The sequence below is a fragment of the Bacillus sp. Brlt_9 genome, from assembly GCF_051948935.1.
In the GTDB taxonomy this organism is placed as follows: domain Bacteria; phylum Bacillota; class Bacilli; order Bacillales; family Bacillaceae_G; genus Bacillus_A.
In genome coordinates this window covers 261,390-281,661 of record NZ_JAYJLO010000003.1, presented here as the reverse complement: position 1 = coordinate 281,661, position 20,272 = coordinate 261,390, and the positions used below count along the sequence as shown (strand labels likewise).

The following is a 20,272-nucleotide window of genomic DNA, read 5'->3' as shown; positions in this document are numbered from 1 at the left end:
ATAATATTATGTCTACCTACCGTATGACATAGTATCTAACTGATCGTGATAAATAGAAAATAGTTCACCAACAAAATTCATAGGAATCTTTCTTAATCTACATTCATCTTTAAAAGTTTCTAGGCAAATATGAAACTGCTGATCACTTATTCTAACGCTATCGTGGATCATTAGAAGAGGGAAAGGATACGCAGGATTACCTCTGTCATAACAATAAGATGCTATCAATGGGATTACATCTGCTGCTGTTAAATTATCCGGTAAAACTAAATCCAATCGAAACACTAAATCTATCATTTTACGAAACTTTACAAAGTAAGTTTTTTCAGGTTCATAATAGCTATACCAATTATCTACGATGTTTTGATGTCTAGCCTGCTCGGCTAACAGCAACGGAACCGGTATATTATCTTTTAAAAGTGAAGTATCTTTAGATAATCCAGCTAATATAATCCCTTTACTCTTTGCAGTTTCACACAATGAATCAAAAAATTGTTTATTAGTTGATATTACCCCTGAAATCATTGAACCATCGAACAGAATGATATCCCCGGAATTCAGTATAGATATTAAGTACTTAACTTTATCCCATTCCAATAAGGTTCTAATTCGCTCTGTGGATTTATCATAATCAAGATCACCTTGAGGACGTTGACCCGTAACATTGATATAGTATTCTGCGTGTCTTTTTTTATAGTTATCTTTAGTTAAGATTTCGATCTTTGTTTTACTTACTTCAGTGTGTACAAACTCTTTAGCTTGGAATAATACAAATCCACTATTTATTGCTGAGAATACAAAACTTTTACCTTTTAGAGTTTGGTGACTTCCATCAATAGAAGCCAAAATGTTTTTATGGTTTTTCGCTATAAAACGATGGAATTCATAAGCCTGTTTGTTTTCAGCTTCGTCTTTCAAATCACCATTAACTTTTTGAATAAAATCAACTGCTCTATTTATCGATTTTTCATCTATCGAAAAGAACACAAGTAATCACTCCTTCCAGTATTGAATTAATATCGAATTACCGATTATTATGTGGCGGCATTCGAAAGGGAGAGGGGGGAACCCCATTACATTTATCAATTAATTAAAAAAATCAGGGGAAATCCCTGATTTTTCTATCGTTTATCTATTTGCGATTATTTGATTTATCATCAGACTTTAGTACTTTAAACTGCTTTTTATTAAATAAACCGTGGTTTTCGATAGTTGTCATTTTTAATCTGAATCCTTCCATCCACAGCAAACGATAAGTTTCACCTTCTGCCACAGACAGTTCTTTATCTCTATACTGGAAATACACCGTTCCATCTTTATCTACGTGATTCACCTGAAAAGATGAACCAGAGTCTTTTAAAGAAAACGGGAAGGAACTGATTGGTAGAATGTTTTCTTGTTTTTCGAATGAATCATTACCTTTATCAAATATCACCATTAAGGGTGTATATTTGGTTGGTAATAATGATTCTTCCCTAAGGTATACAGTTTCTTTTTCTTCGTCATACTCCCACAATTTTAAACTTTCAAATAGGGAATCAAATCCTTTTTTCTGGATATTAAATTGATGTTCCTTAACTGTAAAGAAAACAGTTTTTGATTCAGGGATATCGTTTTTGGTATGTCCTTTAGAGAATCTATGATCAACATACATATTTTGATGTATCAAAAAGAGGATTAATAAAGAGGCAATTACAGTCCAAAGGACAGAGGTTCTTTTATTATTTTTCAATTTTATCACTCCTGAATACTAGGTTCCTGTTCTTCGTCTGATAACCTTGCTATAGTTTGTACGGTATCGTTTTCTCGAAGATTAATAACTTTTGTCCCCTGAGCTTTTCTACTAAAAGCAGATAGGCTATTCGCGTTTAGTTTTATTAATGAACTACTTGAAGATAGTACGTATACCACATCTTCAACATCAAGAACAAGCGAACCAATCACTTTACCAGTCTTATCGTTTGTTTTAATAGCCTTACTACCAACACCACCGCGTTTTTGGAGTTTGAATTGGGAAAGGGAAGTACGTTTACCATAACCTAACTCTGTTACAATAAATAATTCACCAAAGGTTTCGTCTATGTCTGCTGAAATAACTACGTCGCCTTCACGTAAATCTATACCTTTTACACCCATTGTGTTTCTACTGGTATCACGAACGCTGCTTTCAGCGAATTTGATAGCTTGTCCATTACGTGTTACCAATACAATTGAGTTTTCACCATTGGTAAGGGAAACATTAACCAACTGATCAGTTTCATCTAGATTTATAGCAAGAATTCCATTTCTATGAATATTTTTGTAGGCAGATAGTGGGGTTTTCTTTACAATGCCGTTTGAAGTGGAGAAGAATAAGAATAAATCGTTTGAGAAATCTCGAACGGGAACAACAGATTGAATTTGTTCATCATCTTCAAGACCAGGTAAGATGTTAAATATATGTATACCTTTAGCACTAGATTGCATATCAGGTATATCGTATCCTTTTAAACTAAACACTTTACCTTTGTTAGTGAAGAGTAGAAGGGTATCGTGTTTATATAGAATCTCAAGCTCTTTAACGAAATCGTCATCATCCAATTGCATCGAACTAACGCCTCGACCATTCCTTCTTTGCGTACGATAATGTGATTCCTTAGTAGATTTTATATATCCAACATTACTTAGGGTTACTACAATACGCTCATTCTGAATTAAGTCTTCAGTTACAATTTCGCTTAACTCCGGATAAAGCTTAGTTCTACGTTCTTGGCCATACATTTCTTTGATGTTTGCCAATTGTTTTAGAATAACTTGTTTAACAAGTTCATCATCTTCTAAAATACCTTTTAGTTCATTTAACTCGGAAGTAATCTCGTCTAATTTTACCTTTAAATCACTTTGTTCCGAATTAGTGATTGTACGAATTCTTCTATCAAGAATATATTTTGCCTGTTCTTCATCAATTCTAAGTAAATTGATAAGTCCTTGAATAACTTCTTCATCAGTATCCGATTGTCGAATAATTTTTAATGTACGATCTAAATCTTTAAGTGCTTTCATCAAACCACTTAACTGATGATACGTTTTTTCTTTTTTCTCATAGTCATACTTAGCTTCACGAACAACAATTTCTTTCTGATGTTTAATAAATTCATCTATCAGTTCTTTCAAGTTTAAAAGTTTAGGTCGCATCTTACCATTACCTACAGGAATTAATGCTGTATTGTTAATACTGAAACTTGATTGAAGGGGAGTGTACCTATATAAATGATTAATTACTACATTTGGGTTAACGCCTTTTTTTAGTTCAATAACAAGTCTTAATTCGTGTTCACTTGCTCCAGCTTCAGTCTCATCATTAATTCCGTCTTGAGCAACAAAATCTAACGCTCTTGATGGTTTTTCAATGTAGAAACGTCGATTCTTTTGTCCTTTATTCTTACTTTTGTACTCATCGAACATAGTTTGAATTTCTCTAATTTTACTTCGAAGAGTACTTAAACTTACCTGGTATGGAACTTGGGTAATTACAATAGCAGGGGACCCATCGATTTCTTCTATGTGTAGAGAACCTCTCACAGTAAAGCTACCACGACCGGTCTTATAAGCCTGTTCAATCCCTTTAGTCCCATAAATTGAGCCACCTGTTGGAAAATCAGGACTTTTAATATATTCCATCAATTGATCGATTGTTATTTCAGGATTCTGAAGTTGATCAATAACTCCATCTATAACCTCGGATAAATTATGAGGGGCCATACTACTCGCCATACCAACTGCGATCCCTTGTGTTCCATTAACCAATAAGTTAGGGAATCTAGCAGGTAAAACTACTGGTTCGAAATTTCTACCATCATAGTTTTCTCGGAAATCAACAGTTCCTTTTTTTAGGCCAACCACTAGTTCATCTGTTAATTTTGACATTCTTGCTTCTGTATAACGCATAGCTGCTGCATTATCACCATCAATACTACCAAAGTTACCTTGTCCCTCAATTAAGGGTGCCATCATATTCCAAGCTTGTCCTAAACGAACCAATGCTTCATATACAGCTGAATCACCGTGAGGATGATATTTACCAATTACATTTCCAACAATACGGGCACTTTTATAAAAACTTTTATTATGTCCCATATTTTCTTCTAACATAGAAAATATAATGCGTCTATGAACCGGTTTTAAACCATCTCTCGCATCAGGTAATGCACGCGATTTGATAACCGTCATTGCGTATTGTAAAAAAGAAGATTGCATTTCACTTCGTAAGTCTTTATCGACAATATTTTCATTCATTTGTTCCAAGAGAAGACACCCCTTTACACATCAAGTTCTACTGTATGACTATTTTCTTCGATAAATACTTTACGTTTTGCAGGGGATTCTCCCATTAATTCTTCGAATATTTCATTCGCAAGCTCAGCATCTTCACTACGTACTCGAATTAATATTCTAGATTCAGGATCCATTGTAGTATCTCTTAATTCTGTTGCATTCATCTCACCTAAACCTTTATAGCGCTGTACAAATCCATTAGGGAATTCTTTTTTCGCTTGCGCTAGTTCTTCCTCATTACGAGCGAATTTTAAAATGTTGCTTCCGCGCTTTATACCGTATAAAGGAGGTTGAGCTAAGAATATATAGCCTAAATCAATCAACGGCTTCATAAAACGATAGAATAATGTTAATAACAAGATTTGGATATGAGCACCATCATCATCTGCATCAGTCATAATAATAACTTTATGATAGCGCGCTTTTGAAATATCAAAAGAATCACCCATACCTGTACCTATTGCATCTACAATGTTTCTAATTTCTTCGTTACTTAGAATCTTATTTAGAGCAGCTTTTTCTACGTTTAATATTTTACCTTTCATCGGAAGTACGGCTTGGAAAACATTAAAGCGACCAACCTTCGCAGTACCACCTGCTGAGTCTCCTTCGACAATATATATCTCACTTTTTTCAGGAGGAGTACTTTGACGACAATCAGCTAATTTTTCAGGTAACATAAATGAACTAGATTCACGTTTGTTTTGATTTCGTATTTCTTGACGCGCTCTTTTTAGTCTCAATCTCTCATCATAAGATGCCATTACTTTATCAATAATTAGTTTTAACTCTTGTGGATTCTCAGCTAAGAATTTATTGAATTGATCTTGGACGATTTTTTGTACTATTGGTCTAACTTCAGAGTTACCTAATTTCGTTTTAGTTTGACCCTCAAACTCTGGCTCAGGTACCTTTACTGAAATAACACCAACTAAACCAATGCGTGTATCCGCGCCATCAATTGTCTCATTCGGATTCTTTAGTAAACCTTTTTCTTCAATTATTTTCTTTATGGTTTGAGTTATAGCAGTCTTAAATCCAGTCTCGTGGCTGCCGCCTTCATAAGTTCGAATATTATTAGTGAAACTAGTGATTTGTTCCTTATAGTCCGATGTATATTGAAAACCAACTTCTACACGAACGTCCTCATCACTATCAACTAAGTGAATGATGTTTTGATGAAGAGGGGTCTTTTTTTCATTAAGGAATTTAATGTAATCTAAAATCCCGTTTTCATAACAAAATACATCACTTTTATACTCTTGATCACTATTTACAACTCTTTCGTCAGTTAAAGTTATTTTTAAACCAGCATTCAAGTACGCACATTGACTTAGACGTTTATAAATTGTGTCATAATCATAAATCAGGGTTTCTTTAAAGATTTCTCCGTCCGGTTTAAACCAAATAAGAGTGCCAGTATCACTTTCATCAGTTGTTCCAATAACGGTTAATTCTTTCACAGTTTCTCCGCGACTAAATTCAATGCTGTGAATTTCTCCATCACGTCTTACCGTGGCAACCATACTCTCTGATAAGGCGTTTACACAAGAGGAGCCAACTCCGTGAAGACCACCAGAGGATTTATAAGCACTGCCTTCTCCACCGAATTTACCACCAGCGTGTAAGACTGTTAAAACAACTTCAACTGTGGGGATACCTTTTTCCTTATGTATACCAACAGGAATGCCACGACCGTAATCTCTTACACTTATCGAATTATCCTGGTGAATTGTTACATTAATTTCGTTACCAAAACCAGCCATAGCTTCATCTATACTGTTATCGATAATTTCCCATACAAGATGGTGTAACCCTTTTGAAGAGGTTGACCCAATATACATTGCAGGTCTTTTCCTAACAGCTTCTAAGCCTTCTAAAACTTTGATTTGTTCCTCGTTATACTGTTGTTTCGTCATCGAATTCACCTCAATTTTCGTATATAAAAATGTCAAAGGACTTCTAATTATTATTTTTAAGAAAAGAAATGAAACCTTTTTTGAAGGTAAGAGAGGGGATTAATATGACAGAATGGACAGAAGACTTAAAATACAAAACCGGTTGGTTTGCTTGTGCAGTAACTTCTGGGCACGAAGTAAAGGTTACAAACGAATTAAAAAAACTAACTGAACATCCAAAATGGAGTCAGTATATTTTTGATATTTTCGTACCAACTGAGGTTGTTACCGATAGACACGGAAAAGAAAAATTGAAGGTTCTTGAAGCATCGAAGGGACATATTTATATTAAAATGGTCCTGACACAAGAGGTTTACAGCACGATAAAAATTGAAGGGTTTAGAACACCTTTACCAGCTAAAGATCCAACACCAATCCCTGAAGTTCAAATGAAAAATATGTTTAAATATAGAAATGATTAATAAAAAATACCCTCACTTTTAATAGGTGAGGGTATTATATTATTTAAGAAAATAAAAAAACAGCATTAGAAACATAAAAAAGTAAGCCGCAAAGTAACCAGGCTTACTATTTACTAGAACCAAAATATTTTCTTCTTATATTATCACTTATAGCAACATCAAGGCACTTTAAATATCCAGAGGCATTATCAGAAGTACAATTAAATGTCATAAGTACTCGGTCAGATTCTTTATTAATTTGAGTATCTTTAGTATCACCACATAGTATAAATTGACTTAATTTAGTTACTTGTCCATTAACTATTAAAACTGCCTCATCATTTCCAACTGTAATCATTTCTTTATCTTGCCCTTTGCCACCATCAATAGCAACAATTTTAGCCTTGTTGTTGTGCATAACGCACCTCCTGAAACTAATTATATACAGATTTTTATATAAAATTCCATTGATATTGTTTGGTGTTTAAACTGAAAAATTTATCGACTCTATATTATATGTATCAAATTATCTCAATAGCTTATTATTACCAAACAATAGTCCTCGCATAAATAAAAAGGTAGAATAAATTATCAACACTATAAAATCCCGATACACTTCAAACAATTTTTCGTGGATTTTTATAGTATCATACTTAAATTAATATTTCCTTAACTTTAGTAAATATATCTTACACCACTTACTTATTTTTTATTGATTATTTAAGGATATTTACTTATTCATTTAACGCGTTTCAATGGATTATCAGTGTTATTATATAACTTTTTTGGTTGTTTGTTAATTAGTAAAAAAAAATAAAAGAAAAAAGTTTTGAAAGGAAGAAATTTAATTGCAACTTCAGAATATTTATTTCAATATCACAGGACCAGACGGAGCTGGAAAAGATAGCATCTTATCAGAAGTATTAAAAACTTTGCAAGGGTATGAGACTTTTAGGGAGCCAGGTGGAACAGTAGAGGCAGAAATCATTAGAGGTATCATCCTTTGTATCGACGATGAAATGAGGAAGTTGTACTTTGATCAAGCGTTAAATATGGACTTGCTACCAATCACAAAAAATTATGTATTAAAAGCACACGATATGTTTAACCAGTTTAAAAGCATTAAAGATGCACCTGATAAAGAAGTAGGGATGATGGAAGCCTACTTATATGCTGCTTCTCGAAATGAAACAAACAACAAGTTTGTAATCCCGATGTTAAAAGAGGGGAAGACAGTAATTGGTTCTAGAAGTGTAGCTTGTTCAATGGCATATCAGGCAAACGCTCGAAACCTAGGGTTTGAAACAGTTTGGGCTATTAATAAACCAGCATTGACGAAAAAACCTGATTTTGAAATATATTTAGATGTTCCTACAGAAATCGCTATGGAAAGACTATCAAAAAGGACATCAAAACAAGACCGAATTGATAACGAAAGTTATGAGTTTCACAAGAAATCAAGAGAAGGTTATTTAAAATATTATGAAGAGTTTTGTACTCACCCTGTATATAAAGTAGATGCTTCTGGAAATTTAGAAGAAAATATAAAAGAGGTAATGAACATTTTAAATAGATTTAAAAAATAGCAGGGCTTTTTTATAAGCTTTGCTATTTTTTGTGCTTAGATTATGTCTCTTTCACGATTTCTCATTTCACGATATAAGATATAGCATTTTGCAGTTTTTCGGAATTTCAATTCCATCAGGGTATCTTCAACGGCATCTTGTATTTCTTCAACATTAGGAGCCATTTCAACAAAAGAGCGAGAAATGCTTTCAAGCACTGATTCTGTCACCTTTTTTGCGATATTTGGGTTACCCTCATTCGATTCTTTAAATGCCTTCGATATAGCGGTTTGAATACGATGACGATCAAAACGTACTAATCGGCCATCGCGCTTTACACATTGTTTAATGACAATCATAAAATCACCTCTTACATCAAAAAAAGTATAATTCCACCACAATGTTTTTGTTATATTACTACCTAAATTGAAAAATAAAGAGAAAAAAGAAAAAAATCCTATCAAATATTAAATAGGATTTTTTAAATTTACAATTGTGCTATTGATCCAAGAAATGGTTTTCCAGAACCAGATTCATCTATCTCTCCAACAAATACTTTTGTATAAGATTTGAATTCAATAATTTCGTCCTTATCAAATGACGCATCGAATAGAAGGTTTTTACCATCCATTTTTTCTTTAAACACCCTTAAATTTCTTACTAAAAGTAAATTCGATAATTTATCATTGAATTTTTCATACGTTTCCTCATTTCGAGTTACTACCCAAGAAGGTTGTTTATTTGTATCAGCTTTTTCTAAACCTTCAATAGGATTTTTCACTTCTTGGTGAACCCATAATTCTTTAAGATAATCACGCAATAAATCTTTATCTAAACCAACTTTAAGAAAAGCGGGGGATAGATTGTTTAATACTTCTTCAAGAATGAACACTCTTTCTAATTTAGGGATAGCATCAAGGTATTCCGAAACTCGTTTAATAGCCATTCTTGCCTCGGAAAGTGTAGTTACATTTTCTTGTTCTAATTTATACAGTAGACAAAATGCATCAAATGAAATCGCTTGTTCTTTTAAACGTAGAAATTCTTCCTTAGCTTGATCTTGATATTCTCCAAGCATATCATTAGCATCTAATTTAAGAACTTTGTCATCAACAGTTTTCGTAGGTAATTTGATGACTAAAACTTCAATACCAACTTCAACTAACATTTTAGCAATATTCATTACCGCATCTTGACCCGGTTTATCAGGATCAAATACCATATACGCTCTTTTACACTTAGAAGGATCCGTTAGACGATACTGATAGATTTTATCAGCGTGAGCACGTTTAAACCCTTTCGTACCACGAGCCTCCATAGCGTTTCTTAAATCCATAGCATTAATGGCTAATTTATCAATTTCACCTTCAACCAAGAAGAATTCTTCAAACAGAAAAATATCATCAAGACTATTCGGTATTTCAACTACACCTTGCAATCTTAAATGTCTATATTTCTCCTCGCAATTTTTATCAAGATTTCTACCATACAAACCAATAACTTTTCCCTTGTATGTGTAAGGGATAACTAAATGGTTTCTAAAGAAGTCTCTAATCTTCCCATCATATTCACTTTTTTTACAAACGTTTGCTTCAAGGATTTCATCATCTGAAAAACCTTTTTTCGATAGATATTGATATAGCTTGTTATTTTCTTCAGAACGAGGGGTAATTCCAATCATATAACGTTCTTTTAAAACCTGAAAATCCACTTTACCAAATTTAAAATGACGATGCTCAACCATATATGCATCTAGCTTTTTACCATAGTTTGTTTTAGTACCTAAAAAATGATAATATTCAGCAGCCGCTTTTAAAACTTCTTGTTTTTTATCGACTTTAAATACACCATCAGATTTAATATCCTCTAATTTTAAACCTAGTTCTTTACCGAAATGTTCTCCAAGAAAACGCGCTGCCTTCCAAAAGTAAGGAAAAGATAGTTCTTTATCTACTGCAACAGCAGGATCTTGTTCGAAACCTAAGGAAATTACTAACTCAATAAGATTCATAGGTCGTTTTCCAGCAGAGCAAGCTCCACTATAGCAAAATACAGTACTACTATCGTTATATATAGCGAAAGCATCTCCGTGTTTTTGTAGATCGTGATAAGGGCAATATGTGTGGAAAAGTTTTTTAGTCGTGTTATATGTAAGTCGAAGTTTCCCTTGCTCATCAAAAGCGTTAGGATATGTTTTAGGTGTTAGCATACCAGTTTCTACTAACTTTGTAATTACATCAGATACTTTAATATTTGAATTTTTCAGTGCTTCGTGGAATTGAATTGCTTTCATCATAATTCCCCTTCCGTTTTTATGAAATTATATTTATGAATAGGGATAATTGTTAAAAAAACTAAAATTGTATGTCTAAGACATCAAATTGACTAATGGATAAAATCTGATCGTAATTTTGGAAGCGGGCTTTATTGTGGTAAATAAAATGTACAGGTAAATATTCCGGAGGAGGGAGGATGTATTTGTATTTCTTAACGGATGTAAGAGGTTGATTAAGGAAGAAGTGAAGTCTTGCTTTTCCAGACTGATAAAATGGAACTCTGTCAATTTGTTCTTGAAAAAGCATTACAAGTTCGCTAATCATATCGGATACTTCATCATCATTAAACTCAGTAAGAGGCTGAATTGCCGTTACATAACCTTTTTGATTTCTATGTAATGTAAATTCGTTGTTTTTTATAGCAAGTATATTTTTTGCTAAAGCATCTAATTGTGTGAATGAAAAATGATACATATAAATCCAAAGGTATTGTTTAAAACTGTTTCTAAAGGGATGAGAGAAGTATTTTTCAGATAGATGCATTATTAAATTATTTGCTTCAGAGTACATTGTAAAAAGGTAAGACACAGTCTTTTCAAACGATTGCCAGAACTCCCCAAAGTTAATTTTCTCCTCAGAAAATCTTTGTCTAATGGGGAAGAGGTTATGATTTGTTTCAGTATCTTTTCCACCATTCATAGTCAAATAAAATAATTTTAATGCGTTACAAGGCTTGTTATAGAGAATAACCTCATTATCAGGTCTATAAGGAAACCCAAGATGAGAGATTGTGTAGAACTGATTCTCTTTGAATAGTCTAGAGTGCATAAAACGAACAGGCATTTTCTCCTTTATCAATTGATCGTATGCATTCTTTAAAGGTAATGGGGTTTCATTATGAGGAATGACCATTAAAGGAAATTGTAGACCCTTTAATTGGTTATAGAAATGAAGGAAACGATATGTGGTTTTAGTTGGTTCAGCAGAAAATAACGTTTCTAATACAAGAAACTTAATTTGTTTCTTTTCAAAGAAGTACTGTATAAACAACAGTTTTGTATAAAATTCACTGACTAATAGTTGGGCATCATTTTCGTTAAGTTTATTACGTTGAATATCACTTTCAAGATATACATCTAGAAAATGAATCAATGATGGTATATGGAATGTGACGAATGGATTTTCTTGAATAGAATACAGAACTGCGGAAAGGAGTCCATTCATAGCATCTGTAGAATTAATAGCGGGTTTTTTCATAGGAAAAGGGAAATTCACTTCAAAAGTTTCTAACGATTCAATTTGTCTATGTAAATCAATTCTTTTCTCCATCCAATTTGTAGTTTGTAGAAAACTTTCTAATCTTTTAAGATGATTCTTTTTATCTGCAATTAGCCTTTTAACACCATAAAGAGGTAATTGTCTAATATCAGGTGTGAATATAGGCGGTATATGTAAACCGAAATTTCTTTCTAATAACTCCATTTTAACCGCTTTCCTCAAATCAGAAGAACTAGTTTCCTCAAATAAATCTTTAAAACGTTTAGGTTCGGTAAAAGAAAATGAGAACGTTTTGTCTTCGAACTGTAAGCTTTCTAAATGCTGTTTTATAAAAGCTAAGGATAATAGCCGTTCATTTTCAATTTGAGAAATTTCATTCTTACCAACATATAAACTTAAAAAATTCACATAAGGTGAAAGTTTTTCCGAAGAAACTAAAAAAATTGGTTCTTCAAAGAAAGGTTTTTTATTTAAATTAACAAAATCAATAACATCAATCTCATCGATCCATTTTCCTGGGAGAAATTGTTCGTTATTCATACTAACACACCTCCTTAGGGCAATTGAAAATATAGAGGAGGAAAACAAATGGCTAATAAGTTAGGTTCAGAAATCAAGAAAACATTTGGTACATTATCAAGCGCGTTTAAAAGTGATGATCAGCAGCAGGTAGCAGTTGCTGAAACGGAGAGTGTAAGTAGTACAAGCACTAAAAATACAAAAGAAATTAATGCAGAAAAGATGGAGAAATACAGCCGCACTTTAAATAAAGCTGAAAATGATTATTCTGGTAGATTAATCAATACAGTATCTCAAAAGAACAAGCCACGTAGAGCGATTTATATCAACGAGAGCAAAAATGTAGGTGCGATGGAAATGAAAGATAAAGATGACGCATACATTGTCGTTGAAGAAATCCGTGCAAACAAAAATGTTCTTGTTAAACTTGATGGAGTAAGTATTGAGACAAGAAAAGAAATTTTAAATATTATCTATGGTGCTTGTCATTATGCAAATATCGCGATTGAGCAAATTGCAGACCAGATGATTCTTATTGATCCTAGTTTAAAAAACTAATGAAAGAGTGAGTCTATTATAGACTCATTTTTTTATAGCTTTTTCTATCTTATGAGCAGCTTCCTCCAAACAACTAATACAAATAGGAAAATTCAAATTTTCTACTTGCATATTAAACTCTTCATCTTCTTGAGTTAGCTCCTTATAACATACTGTACATTTAGAATAAACTTCGGACATAAAAGGCACCCCCTAATTTAGAATAAGATAACAAATTATAATCGAATTACAAAATAAAAGGGATGAAAAAATTTCATCCCTTAATTTTATAGTTTTCAACTTCTAATGAGATTCTATCATTCCAAATAGTTGCATTATATACAACATCAAGTGTGTTGAAAGACCCTTTAGAGTATTTAATACATAATTCTTTCCCAGTTCCCCATAGGTTTGCTATGTAACGCACCCGGTCTTTTTCGAGAAATACTTTTGCGTTTAATTCACTGCTCATTGGAGTAGGGGGAGAGTATAGATAGTTATCATTACTCAATAAACGAATTTTATAGAAAGAGTTCCTTATAAATTGAACTAGAGTCAATGTTAATTCATTAATCGGAACTTCAATTTCGTAATACAATTGGCTTTCAAATAAAGAATCATCTAGATTAGTGGCAGCTTCTCTAATACATTCCCAAAATGTTTCAAATTGATCAGGAGTAATTGTTAAACCAGCAGCCATTTCGTGTCCACCATAACGATAGCTTCCCATTTTTTTCTCCGTAAGTTGTAAGAGCTGTAGGATGTTTACACCCTCAACAGAACGACAGGATCCTGTTAAAAAAGTTTCTCCATCAACCTGTTTTTCGCAAAGAACAATAGCGGGTACATTATACTGTCCAACAAGCATACTTGCAACGAGTCCAGCAATCCCAGAATGATACTGAGACTCTGCTCTGACCACAATAATCCTATCTGTCCAAGAAGAGTCCTGTTTCTTAAGGGAATTCACTATGCTTTCAGTAGCATCTTTTTGGAGTTGTTTACGATTATTATTGTATTCTTCAAGTAGCTCTGCTTTTTCAAGTGATAGTTCCCAATCATCTTCTAATAAAAACTCTACAACTGGAAAAGGGCTATCTAATCTTCCAGGTGCATTAAATCTAGGACCAAAAATAAAACCAAGAGAACCAAAATCAATTTCATTAATTTTTGCGAGTGTAGCAATAGAACTTACCCAAGGCTTTGGATTTGAGTTCATTATTTGAAGGCCGGCGATTGTCATCAATCTGACTTCGCTGTCTTGATGCTCAACATCAAATTGAGGAACTAAATCGGCTACCAATCCAGTAGCTACCATATCAAGATGCGGAATTAATTCGTTTTGGTCCCAATTTTGTTTGATAAACAAGCCTTGTAGAAGCTTAAAAATTACAGCTACACCGGATAAGCATTTATTAGGGTAATCACAATCAATTTGTTTAGGATTCACAACCGCAAAGGCCTTGGGAATTAACATTGTTTCACCATCTATAGAAACAATATCAGCAACATCATTATACTTTGCAATTAACTCTTTATCAGACGTAACGAACGGCTCGTGATGGTCTGTAACAATTACATCAATAGGACAATTATGTATTGTTTCTAATTCTTTAATACCTGTATCTCCAGTGATTATTAGATCGTATTGCTTCGAGAATTCTTCCATTTTCTTAGGATTTAAACCGTAGCCATCTTTATGACGGTGAGGTACATAATAGTCTACGTGAATGCCTTTGTCGCGCAATACTTTTACAAAGAGGGCAGTAGTGGTAACGCCATCAGTATCGTAATCTCCAAAGAAAAGGACTTTTTGTTTATTTTTAAAAGCAATAAGCAATCGATCTAACGCTTTTTCCATATCTTTCATTCTAAATGGATGATGAAATAGCTCAGTTGTAGGATGCATAAACCCATCAATACCTTGATCTGTTACACCAATATGTTCTAATACTTTCTTGAAATTTTTTATATCAACTTGAGTTGTATAAGGAAACAACTCTTCAATTTTCCGTTCACTAATCAAAGTACTATCTCCTTTAGATTTTTCTTTAATTATATTATCGAACCAAACCGAAGTGAAAAAAAAGTAGAGGTGCAAAATGACTACTAGAGTAGAGCAATTTTATAACGATCCACATTTTAAAGAATTAAAAGGATTGCCAGAAAAAATAATCCAAAAAGAACAAGAGTTAAAGGAAACAGTAGGAGATTATTTTACTTTTTCAAAAAAAGAATACGAGGCAGATGGAGAAAAAGCATATCTAGGGAAAATAAATGACTGGTATTTCATTAAAATTCACGGAAGAAATGAGTTTCATATATTTGAAGATAAAAAATTAATTACACTGTATATCCAAAAGGAATTTCAAAATCTAGACAAGTCTTGGCGAGGATTTTGGAATAGAGAAATTGAGAAAATATAACTCGCATAATGTGAGTTTTTATTTTTTTTACAAAATATTTTTTAAAAAGGTAGAATAAATAAAACAAATACTAAGGAGAGATTATGATGTATTCAAAAGAAGTAGTAGATTACTTAAATAATGAAATGAAAAAAAGAGCAGTTTCAGAAGAGATGATGGAGTTACAAAAAGATGTGTATGATAAGGTTTTAATTAAAAATGCTAAGATTTCTTCATTACAAACTGCTATGGAAGCATTGGAATTCTCAGATATGGATAGTTCAACAGTAGCAGCTAAAATCGAAGAATTTAAAAGTGAAGCTGCAAGTGATAAAGAAGAGTTAACAAAAAAGGTTGAAAAACTAATTAATAACAAAGAAAACAAAGAAGATTTCATCAAGGTTTTAAAGAAAACTAAGTTTATTAAGCGAGAAGTAATCGATCATAAAACATTTAAGTTAACCGATGGTAAAGTGTTAAATATGATCAAGGAAGTAATTAACGAAGAACTTGTATTACTATCACCTTATAAAGTGGCTGAATTAGTAGCATCGGAAAAAGAAAATCCAGCACTAATGAGATTTCTTGATTTATATCAGCCAAAAAACGAAGGAACTGAAATTGATAATTGGTTCAAGAACTACGCCAAAGATGAAAGTGATTTCCAACAAATAAGACTTCATCTAAAAGAACTAGAAAATCAAATTCAGTTACCTGATATGGTAAAGGAGATCGCTGTTAGATGGACGGTAATGATTGGTGTAGGTACTGAAAACGAAGAACACTTTAAAAAGGTGGTACAAGAAGCAGTAGAAATTATTTCTAAAAAAGCTGTAATTATATAACAAAAAAGAACGCTGATTTAATTGGCGTTCTTTTTTTTATATGTTAGATTTCCATAAGGTCGAAAGGAGTGACACATTTGACAATTCTAGTAATAGTATTTTTAGCAATTCTAATTTTAGTGCTTTTAAATAAAAATATCGGAAAAATAAACACTGTTGTTCCTAACGATTCAATTGAAGATGATGCTATCGAACTACCAAATGAAAAGGCTTACTATGACGAAACTAATAAAACAATAATAGATTTGAAGAAAGAGATAGACAAAAAGGGTATCCGCGATGAGGATATCACAAGAATTAACGAATTAAAAAAATCTATAGCTAAAGGATTCAAAGAATGGGAAGGAATTCAAATAACTTTAGAACAAATGATAGAAGAAAGAACTGACTTTGTTAATCAAAGCACGTTCTACCCAAAAGAATATGTATTTGACATTAATCGAATGAGAACGGAACAAGAAAAAGCGAGAGATATGCAACTTACTAACCCACTAAAACCTACTAAAGCTGCCTACGAATTTATTAAAGAACAAAATGAAAAAATGGATGCGTATAAGGAAATCAAACTGAAAGTTGAACAACTATTACCTAAACTAGATATTTATGAAAAAAAGTTAAAATCGAAGAAGAAACAAGTTTCATATTTTAAAATGAAACAACAATTATTCATATGCTTACAAAACGGTGAATTAAAAAAAGCGAAAAAAATCGCACGGGAATTAAACGGAAGGGTCAAAAACATTAAATAAATTTAGAAATTATTTCATCTGCTTGGATATAGAAATAATGCTTCTTGTCCACAGGATTTTCCGTCCCATCCCTTTTATAGCGTATAGCGTGTGAAATATTATGTGGTTCAAAAGAATGTAAAAAGAAAACTAGTTCATCATCTGGATTGTGGGCATCAAAAATAGATAGGCAGTACCGACCTGTTGAGGAATCATATTCAAACGACCAGCCCCGCAGTCCATTTTCTCTTAATTTCTGATTTAATTGCTGTGTATTTATCGCTGTTAGTTCCATTTCTACATTACCTCCGTACTTACTTAAGTTGGGCATATTATATCCTAAAAAAAATGATAAACAATCCCTGAACTAAGATTATTTATGCTTAAATTTAATTCATAAAAAAAATTATAATATCCCTAAAAAAATGCCATAAACCCTTGAAAATCAACGGAGTATTAGTGTAGGGGACAGGTATTTAATGAATAAATCAACGTATTTATAGGAGGAAGGAAGAAATTGTATTTGTTTTATTTAAAAGTTTACTAATATAATAGAGCAGAATCCTTTTTTATATAAAAAGGAGTTTTTTATTTTTATATATTATCAGGAAAACATAAAAAGAAATTTAAAATTGATAGCATACATATATAAGAACGTACAACTTTATTAAGCTGGCCAGTGCCCATAATTTATTGGAAAGCAATAGATTATGCAAAAAAGACGTTAAATCATTGTAAGAGTTCCTCGTCCAGCTCTACCACGACTCACCCTCGTGATGTAAGCCCGTCAGAAGGGCGTTAGCTTCCCAGAGTGAAACCAATAAAAAAAGACTACTCATAAGAGCGGTCTTTTTTTATTGGGAGTAACACACCCCGTGCTCGATGCTTCATTGCAAGGTGGGTTGTGGTATGTTTCGTGGTGAAACGGTTGGTAAAGCGAGACCTGGGCAACTCAAATGTATTCGAGGAATACTTTTGGTACCACAACACTAGCGGCTCCATACGCTTAGACAGGATATGCTCTATCCTCTATTCCATCCTTATTAGGAAGGGTGGAATCTGTGCCCTCCACCGCGCATCAGGATATGCACTACGCCAATCATATTCGGTCAAATAACTTAGTTTTTCCATTAATAATTTTTTCTTCAAGAACATCGGACATCGAAACTTGATTAAATACTTCAATCTTCAGCTTTAATGTATTTAATATATTTAAATAATTATTTCGGGTGTCTGAATCTAAAACAGGATAACTAGATATTTGAGAATGTAATGTATTATACATATCGATAGGTGTAACAGTTTCGGAGGATGCCTTAACCATTGATATAGCTAAAGCATTTAGAATGAAGCGGGGAGATATACCTTGCATTCCATTACGTAACTCATCGTTATCTGTAGATTTACGAGTTGTAATAGCGAAGATGGAGGCTAAACGAACAGCACCAGGATGAACCGTAATACCTTTGACTACAAGCTTGGTCTTTAGGGCAGCGTGATATATCATTTCTTCATATTTATAATTCATATTGTAAGGCATTTGAACAATATATAATCTATCAACAATTGCTTCATTCTCTTTAACTGCAATGAAACGATAGAATTCACCTTCATTAGTATGGGCAATTAGACATTCATCAACATATTGGAGGGGGAAACGTGGTGTTTTAAATTGTTGTTCTTCTGCTAAAGTAAGTAGGATATGCAGAAAGGCAGAATCAGCCTTCAACACTTCAATAAATTCCATAATACCTCTATTAGCTTTATGTAATTCACCATTAAAGTCATAAGCTCTAGGATCCGCCTCATTTCCTATTTCTTTCATTTTGCGAATATTCGGAGAACCGTATAACTCAGACATATCATTCTCTTCAGCAGGGGCAAAAGTACCTATTGCAGAACGGCTTTCTTCATCAACAAAAAATCTTTCTACATCAACATAAGATATATTATTTTTCCAATCGTGATCTAGCTTATGTTTACATACAGGGCATAATTTACCTTCAATTTTTATACCGTAATTGGCCCATATTTCTTTTCTAGTTTCTTCATCTTCAATTAAATGCAGAGGATCTTCATTTATGGGGCAGCCAGCGATTCTATACATTGCTCCTTTATCAGTTTTAGTATAATCCGCCAAGCCTTTTTTTAGTAAAGTTAAAAACATACTTTTACCACCACCAGGAGGGCCTAGGAAGAACAAAATTCTTTTTTTAATGTCCAAGCCCATACTAGCAGCTTTAAAGTAATCCATAATTTGATTAATTTGTTTCTCAGCACCAAACATTCGACCTTTGAAAAAATTATATCTTAAACAATTAGAATCATCCGTATAAGTGCCATAAGACATAATCATATCATAAACCCTTTGAACGGCGTTTCTAGCTATTCTGGGGTCTTTAGTGACCTTAGAAAAATAAGTGTCGAAATTTATCTTTTCAACAGACATAATTTTACCTTTTTGACCAATTGATCTTAAATAATCTTCGTGTGACATTGAACACCTCCACGCCTAATAATTTAGAAGTATTATATATATTTTTTTGAAAAGTCAAGGAAAGAGAGGCCTGTCAGATGATGCAATGTAAAATAATGCAAAGCATTGTATAGCATTGCAAAACAATGCATCGTTTGTAAGAACTAATAATCACCATATTCCTAGACAGGTAGTGAACCAAACAAAAAGAGGATTAAACCTTGTTAGATTCAATCCTCTTACCTTAATTTATTATAAAATGGCGTATAGTGGTTCTAGGACATTTATAGCAGTACAGAATTCCACTGTTCCAATCAATTCCTAAACTATCGTCACTGTCTAGCTGAAAGACAAATTCAGCTTCTTTAGAGCAACAAGCGCATTTAATAGTTTTCGGAGTTGCAACAAATTCGGGATAACCACTAAATTGACTATAAGGTTCTGTGGCTAAATAATTTTCATTCCATCGTAAGGAATCGTAGTAATCTTCAGCAGTATCTTTATCATTATCGTTCATAGACATCACTTTATTATAAAGATCCTCATCATATTTTGGTAGAAGTGCCCAACTAGGAATAGACCAAGAAGCCTGGAAGTTTATTTCAACAAAAGGTAAATGTTCTGGCCCTTGATCTTGAACTTCACAATATTCTAATCGAGGATTTTCGTACTCAAGTATTTGAATGTGAGGTTCAAAGTTATTTAAATCACAAGAACATTTATAATAAGTACTTAATATAACGTTTTCGTCTTTAGTTATTTCTCTTAACTGCATAAAAAACGTCATTTTATTTCTACATTTTTCACAAGTAGGCCATAGGTCCTTCGCTGTAATATAAGGAACACCGCCTAAATGAGAAGTAATCGACGGTTCATTAGAATCGTATTTCAAGAAAACCATATTTAAAGAGGGTTTTCTTAATTGCTTTAAAGAATGAAATAATTCGTCATTTTTTATCAAAGATGTTCA

General features: G+C 32.8%; 19 protein-coding genes. 6 read left to right on the top strand and 13 right to left on the bottom strand.

All coding sequences use genetic code 11. The features are described 5' to 3' along the window. Positions 1 to 12: 12 nt before the first annotated feature. From VF726_RS13745 to VF726_RS13730, 4 genes are all read right to left on the bottom strand, one after another. The gene (locus tag VF726_RS13745; RefSeq protein WP_440168961.1) at positions 13 to 987 is read right to left on the bottom strand and encodes a DNA double-strand break repair nuclease NurA; all 975 of its coding nucleotides are present in this window, start codon (positions 985 to 987) and stop codon (positions 13 to 15) included. 145 nt (positions 988 to 1,132) lie between these two features. Further along, complete coding sequence (locus VF726_RS13740) at positions 1,133 to 1,732, bottom strand: hypothetical protein (RefSeq protein WP_088362514.1); 600 nt, start codon at positions 1,730 to 1,732, stop codon at positions 1,133 to 1,135. Positions 1,733 to 1,737: 5 nt separating this feature from the next. Beyond that, positions 1,738 to 4,275, bottom strand: coding sequence for a DNA topoisomerase (ATP-hydrolyzing) (locus VF726_RS13735; RefSeq protein ID WP_440170174.1), 2,538 nt, complete (start codon positions 4,273 to 4,275; stop codon positions 1,738 to 1,740). 23 nt (positions 4,276 to 4,298) lie between these two features. Further along, a complete protein-coding gene (locus VF726_RS13730; protein WP_440168959.1) occupies positions 4,299 to 6,233 on the bottom strand; it encodes a DNA gyrase/topoisomerase IV subunit B in 1,935 nt (644 codons plus the stop codon). 104 nt (positions 6,234 to 6,337) lie between these two features. On the opposite strand from VF726_RS13730, the gene VF726_RS13725 reads away from it, so the two are divergent. Then, positions 6,338 to 6,694 (top strand): transcription termination/antitermination NusG family protein, encoded by a 357-nt coding sequence (locus tag VF726_RS13725; RefSeq protein WP_440168957.1) that lies wholly within the window; start codon positions 6,338 to 6,340, stop codon positions 6,692 to 6,694. Positions 6,695 to 6,800: 106 nt separating this feature from the next. On the opposite strand, the gene VF726_RS13720 is transcribed toward VF726_RS13725, so the two are convergent. After that, positions 6,801 to 7,091: a hypothetical protein gene (locus VF726_RS13720; protein ID WP_440168954.1), complete on the bottom strand. Its 291-nt coding sequence runs from the start codon at positions 7,089 to 7,091 to the stop codon at positions 6,801 to 6,803. 430 nt (positions 7,092 to 7,521) lie between these two features. On the opposite strand from VF726_RS13720, the gene tmk reads away from it, so the two are divergent. Further along, positions 7,522 to 8,259, top strand: coding sequence for a dTMP kinase (tmk, locus tag VF726_RS13715; protein WP_440168952.1), 738 nt, complete (start codon positions 7,522 to 7,524; stop codon positions 8,257 to 8,259). Between the two features lie 35 nt (positions 8,260 to 8,294). Here tmk and VF726_RS13710 read toward each other — a convergent pair whose 3' ends face one another. The 3 genes from VF726_RS13710 to VF726_RS13700 all read right to left on the bottom strand — a co-directional run bounded on the left by VF726_RS13710 (position 8,295) and on the right by VF726_RS13700 (position 12,332). Next, entirely contained in the window at positions 8,295 to 8,597 is a 303-nt protein-coding gene (locus VF726_RS13710) for an ATP cone domain-containing protein (RefSeq protein WP_088362508.1), read from the bottom strand. Between the two features lie 128 nt (positions 8,598 to 8,725). After that, on the bottom strand, positions 8,726 to 10,531 hold the full coding sequence (locus VF726_RS13705) for a toprim domain-containing protein (RefSeq protein ID WP_440168950.1): 1,806 nt from the start codon (positions 10,529 to 10,531) through the stop codon (positions 8,726 to 8,728). A gap of 61 nt (positions 10,532 to 10,592) precedes the next feature. Further along, positions 10,593 to 12,332, bottom strand: a complete 1,740-nt coding sequence (locus VF726_RS13700; RefSeq protein WP_440168947.1) for a pyruvate formate lyase family protein — start codon at positions 12,330 to 12,332, stop codon at positions 10,593 to 10,595. Between the two features lie 48 nt (positions 12,333 to 12,380). On the opposite strand from VF726_RS13700, the gene VF726_RS13695 reads away from it, so the two are divergent. Continuing rightward, a complete protein-coding gene (locus tag VF726_RS13695; protein WP_440168944.1) occupies positions 12,381 to 12,869 on the top strand; it encodes a cell division protein SepF in 489 nt (162 codons plus the stop codon). Positions 12,870 to 12,893: 24 nt separating this feature from the next. Here the strand turns inward: VF726_RS13695 and VF726_RS13690 are convergent, their stop codons facing one another. Both VF726_RS13690 and VF726_RS13685 read right to left on the bottom strand, forming a co-directional pair. Further along, positions 12,894 to 13,049 carry a hypothetical protein gene (locus tag VF726_RS13690; protein WP_440168941.1) on the bottom strand — a complete coding sequence of 52 codons (156 nt, stop codon included), beginning with the start codon at positions 13,047 to 13,049 and terminating at the stop codon, positions 12,894 to 12,896. 73 nt (positions 13,050 to 13,122) lie between these two features. Further along, on the bottom strand, positions 13,123 to 14,874 hold the full coding sequence (locus tag VF726_RS13685; RefSeq protein ID WP_440168938.1) for a single-stranded-DNA-specific exonuclease RecJ: 1,752 nt from the start codon (positions 14,872 to 14,874) through the stop codon (positions 13,123 to 13,125). Positions 14,875 to 14,950: 76 nt separating this feature from the next. Between VF726_RS13685 and VF726_RS13680 the strand changes: the two genes are divergently transcribed. The 3 genes from VF726_RS13680 to VF726_RS13670 all read left to right on the top strand — a co-directional run bounded on the left by VF726_RS13680 (position 14,951) and on the right by VF726_RS13670 (position 16,847). Continuing rightward, positions 14,951 to 15,274: a hypothetical protein gene (locus VF726_RS13680; protein WP_440168936.1), complete on the top strand. Its 324-nt coding sequence runs from the start codon at positions 14,951 to 14,953 to the stop codon at positions 15,272 to 15,274. Between the two features lie 83 nt (positions 15,275 to 15,357). Then, on the top strand, positions 15,358 to 16,098 hold the full coding sequence (locus tag VF726_RS13675) for a hypothetical protein (RefSeq protein ID WP_440168934.1): 741 nt from the start codon (positions 15,358 to 15,360) through the stop codon (positions 16,096 to 16,098). Between the two features lie 77 nt (positions 16,099 to 16,175). Beyond that, positions 16,176 to 16,847, top strand: coding sequence for a hypothetical protein (locus VF726_RS13670; RefSeq protein ID WP_440168932.1), 672 nt, complete (start codon positions 16,176 to 16,178; stop codon positions 16,845 to 16,847). On the opposite strand, the gene VF726_RS13665 is transcribed toward VF726_RS13670, so the two are convergent. The 3 genes from VF726_RS13665 to VF726_RS13655 form a co-directional block, all read right to left on the bottom strand. Then, on the bottom strand, positions 16,840 to 17,121 hold the full coding sequence (locus tag VF726_RS13665; RefSeq protein ID WP_440168930.1) for a hypothetical protein: 282 nt from the start codon (positions 17,119 to 17,121) through the stop codon (positions 16,840 to 16,842). The two genes, VF726_RS13670 and VF726_RS13665, sit on opposite strands and share 8 nt — an antisense overlap. 804 nt (positions 17,122 to 17,925) lie before the next feature. Next, positions 17,926 to 19,323: a hypothetical protein gene (locus VF726_RS13660; RefSeq protein ID WP_440168928.1), complete on the bottom strand. Its 1,398-nt coding sequence runs from the start codon at positions 19,321 to 19,323 to the stop codon at positions 17,926 to 17,928. 223 nt (positions 19,324 to 19,546) lie between these two features. Next, positions 19,547 to 20,263, bottom strand: a complete 717-nt coding sequence (locus VF726_RS13655; protein ID WP_440168926.1) for a DUF1963 domain-containing protein — start codon at positions 20,261 to 20,263, stop codon at positions 19,547 to 19,549. Positions 20,264 to 20,272 lie beyond the last annotated feature (9 nt).